The following is a 4,285-nucleotide window of genomic DNA, read 5'->3' as shown; positions in this document are numbered from 1 at the left end:
TGGCTCTCCCAGCTCTACCCGGAGCGGACCTCCACGCCCGCCGAAGTGGAGCGTGTGGCGGCGCACGTGCACCGCTTCTCCCTGGCGGGCATCGAGGCCGAGAGCGCGCGCCTCGGGAGGGCGTCGTGATAGCCCGGGCCTGCGTCGCTGCGACGCTCCTGCTGGCGGCGCTCCTGCTGGCGGCCTGCGCCCGGGATGCCGTGCCCCCCAAGGCCCCCCTGCCCGTGGCCGTGCAGCCCGTGGCCGCCCTGGCCGTGCCCTCCGGGGACCAGTCCGCCCTGGCCAGCCGCTACACCGCCGTGCTGGCCCCGCGCGAGCTGGTCAGCCTGGCCTTCAAGGTCCCCGGTTACGTGGAGGAGATCGACCCCAGAGCCCTGGACAAGGGCAGCCGCGTCACCCGGGGCCAGGTGCTGGCCCGGCTGCGCGACAACGACTACAAGGCCCGCGTGGCCCAGGCCCGCTCCACCCTGGAGGAGGCCCGCGCCTCCCTGGTGCTGGCCGTCAACGACCAGGAGCGCAACGCCAGGCTCTTCCGCGACAAGGTGATCTCGCGCGGGGAGAGCGACCGCACCGACGAGCGCAAGGGCGTGGCCCAGGCCCGGACCGCCCAGGCCGCCGCCGCCCTGGAGCAGGCCGAGATCAACCTGCGCGACGCCTCCCTGGCCTCGCCCATGGACGGCCTGGTGGTGCGCCGCGACGTGGAGCGCGGCTCCCTGGTGAACCAGGGCGGCGTGGCCTTCGTCCTGGCCGATCTCTCCAGCGTCAAGGCCGTCTTCGGCCTGCCCGACCAGGACGTGGCCCGCATCAGCACGGGCAGCCCCCTGGCCGTGACCACCGAGGCCCTGCCCGGCCGGGAGTTCACCGGCACGGTCAGCGCCGTCTCCCCCTCGGCCGACCCCAAAAGCCGCGCCTTCGACGTGGAGGTGACCATTCCCAATCCCGAGCGGCTCCTGCGCGACGGCATGGTGGTGAGCGTCCGCCAGGGCGCGGCGGGCGCGGGCGACACCCTGGCCGCCGTGCCCCTGCACGCCCTGGCCCGCCCCCTGGGCGGCGACTCCTTCCTGGTGCACGTGCTGGCGGAAAAGGACGGCCGCGCCTACGCCCAGGCGCGCAAGGTGGAGGTGGCGGGCGTGAAGGGCGACATGGTCACCGTGCGCGCGGGCCTTGCCCCGGGCGAGCGCGTGATCACGCGAGGCGCCACCCTGGCCGCCGACGGCCAGGAAGTCCGGGTGATCCGCTGATGGACGCCGCAAGCCTCGCCGAGCGCCGCAACATGGCGCGCTTCTTCGTGGAGCACCGCCACGTCTCGTGGGTGCTGCTCGCGGGCGTGCTGGTCTGGGGCGTGTTCGGCTACGCCATGATGCCCCAGCGCAAGGACCCGGAGATCCCCGTGCGCGTGGCCGCCGTGCTCTGCCCGTGGCCGGGCGCGCGCGCGGAAAAGGTGGAGGAGCTCGTCACGCGCGTCATCGAGCAGCGCGTGGCCGAGAACGACCGGGTGGAGCGCGTGGAATCCACTTCGCGCACGGGCATGTCCGTGGTCACGCTCAAGCTGCGCGACGAGGTGGCCCAGACAGGCGAGGTCCTCGACGACATCAACCTGAAGCTGAACGCTCTGCGCAACCTCCCCGAGGGGGCAGGCCCCGTCACCTTCCTCAAGGATTTCGGGGATACGGCCACGCTCATGCTCACCGTGGCCTCGCCCCGGGCCGGGCAGGCCGAGGCGGCCCTGCGCGCGCTCCAGGCCGGACGCATCCTGGACGGCCTGCGCCGGGACGCCCCGCCCGGACCCCGGCTGGCCATGGTGCTGGTGGTGCCGCCCACGGTGCCCCAGGCCCAGGTGGAGCGCAAGCTGGGCCTCTTCACGCAGCGCCTGGAGGGCGACGCGCGCTTCGCCGGCGTGCGCTCCGGCTCGGAGTCCGGCGTGGTGGTGGTGGACGCGGCCACGGCCATGGCCCCAGGGGAGTTCCGGGAGTTCGTCCGCGAGTTCGCGCGCACCGGCATGCACCACGCCGAGCTCAACCCGGACCTCTGGCTGCCCGTGGTCGTCTCCGATGCCGCCCGCCTGGGCGAGGAGATGGCCGAACAGGCCGGGGACAAGTACACCTGGCGCGACCTGGAGGCCTTCACCGACACCATCGCCCGCACCCTGCTGGGCGTGCCCGAGGTGGCCAAGGTGACGCGCTGGGGCGTGCGCCCCGAAGCCGTGTTCCTGGACTACTCCCAGGAGCGCCTGGCCTCCTACGGCATCCAGCCCTGGCGCGTGCGCGACGCCTTCGCCGGGCGCAACATCGCCCCCAGCGGAGGCGTGGCCGAGTTCGGCGGACGCCGCGTGGCCCTGGAGCCCACGGGCGAGTTCTCCTCCGAGCGCGAACTGCAAGACACCTTCCTGGCCGGGAGCCTCTACCTGCGCGACGTGGTGGAGATCGAGCGCGGCTACGAGACCCCCGCCGACACCGTGAACCGCTACACCGCCCGCGACGCCCAGGGCCGCTGGACCCCGGGCAAGGCCGTGACCCTGGCCGTGACCATGCGCGCGGGCGAGCAGATCGGCGCCTTCTCCGCCAGCGTGGACAAGGCCCTGGAAGAGTTGCGCCAGCGCCTGCCCGAGGACCTGACGCTGGCGCGCACCTCCGACCAGCCCCGCCAGGTGGAGGAGAGCGTCTCGCTCTTCATGCGCAGCCTCCAGGAGGCCGTGGTCCTGGTGGTGCTGGTGGCGCTCATCGGCTTCCGGGAGTGGCGCTCGGCGCTGCTCATGGCCCTCTCCATCCCCGTCACCCTGGCCATGACCTTCGGCATGATGCACCTGCTGGGCATCGACCTCCAACAGATCTCCATCGCCTCCCTCATCCTGGCCCTGGGCCTCCTGGTGGACGACCCCGTGGTGGCCGGGGACGCCATCAAGCGCGATCTGGCGGCCGGAAAGCCCCGCGCCCTGGCCGCCTGGCAGGGCCCCACGCGGCTGGCCAAGGCCATCCTCTACGCCACCATCACCAACATCGTGGCCTATCTGCCCTTCCTGCTGCTCTCGGGCGACAAGGGGCGCTTTCTCTTCTCCATGCCCGTGGTGGTCGCCTGTTCGCTGATCGCCTCGCGCGTGGTCTCCATGAGCTTCATCCCCTTCCTGGGCTATTACCTCCTGCGCCCCCGCCAGGACCTGCCCGACCCCTCCCGGGGTTTCGCCAGGCTCTACCACCGGCTGGGAGGCTGGCTCATCGACCACCGCTGGAAGGCCCTGGCCGTCTCCCTGGTTCTCCTGGCGGGCGGCTTCTGGACCAAGAGTCTTCTCAAGCCCATGTTCTTCCCCATCGACCGCTCCTACCTCTCCTACGTGGACGTGATCCTGCCCGAAGACTCCCCGACCGATCTCACCGACCAGACCGCCGCCCGCGTGGAAAAGGCCATCCTGGACGCCGCCGCCGACTTCGGGCGCACCCACGCGGAGTTCACCGACCCGCTCAAGTCCCTGACCACCTTCATCGGCGCGGGCGGCCCCCGCTTCTGGTTCTCCGTGACCCCGGAGCTGAAAAAGCCCAACTACGCCCAGATCCTCGTGGAAACCCGCGACAAGCGCACCACCGAATTCTTCTGCGACCCCCTCCAGGCCGCCCTGCGCGCAACCATCCCCGGGGCGCGCGTGGACGTGCGCCGCCTGGAGACCGGGCCGCCCGTGGGCGTGCCCGTGCAGATCCGCATCTCCGGGGAGGACGAGGCCACCCTGCGCGCCCTCTCCGAACGGCTCAAGGCCGCCCTGCGCGCGCTGCCCATCGCGGACCGCGTCAGCGACAACTGGGGGGGCTACCGCTTCACCGCGCGCCTGGACATCGACCCGGACAAGGCCGCCCTGGCAGGGGTCTCCAACCAGGACGTGGCCCGCTCCACGTCGCTGGCGGTCAACGGGCTCTCGGTCACGAGCCTGCGCGAGGGCAGGCTCTCCATTCCGGTGGTGCTGCGCCTGCGCGGCGAGGAGCGCGCCAGGCTCGAGGACGTGTCCAACCTCTACGTCTACCCCCAGGCCTCGGACCACAAGGTCCCCCTGACCCAGGTGGCCAACATCGGCTGGACCATGGAGAGCGAGGCGATCGCCCGGCGCAACCACTACCGCACCATCACGGTGTCCTGCTTTCCCATGCCCGGTGTTCTGCCTTCCCAGGTGGTGGAGGCCGTGCGCCCGGCACTGACGGCCCTGGAGGCCGACCTGCCCCCGGGCTGCTCCCTGGTGATCGGCGGCGAGCACGAGGAGCAGGTGAAGGGCTTCAAGGAACTGGCCATGGTCATGGCCGTGTCC

Annotated in this window: 2 protein-coding genes; both read left to right on the top strand. The window is 72.1% G+C overall.

The genetic code is table 11. The annotated features are described in order from the left end of the window. Positions 1 to 125: 125 nt before the first annotated feature. Complete coding sequence (locus ACV4UX_RS17595) at positions 126 to 1,241, top strand: efflux RND transporter periplasmic adaptor subunit (protein WP_491594581.1); 1,116 nt, start codon at positions 126 to 128, stop codon at positions 1,239 to 1,241. Then, the coding region (locus ACV4UX_RS17590) for an efflux RND transporter permease subunit (RefSeq protein WP_491594580.1) at positions 1,241 to 4,285 on the top strand (3,045 nt) is incomplete at its 3' end. The genes ACV4UX_RS17595 and ACV4UX_RS17590, both read left to right, overlap by 1 nt.

It is taken from the genome of Fundidesulfovibrio sp. (assembly GCF_058402725.1).
This window is presented reverse-complemented; position numbering and strand designations above follow the sequence as displayed.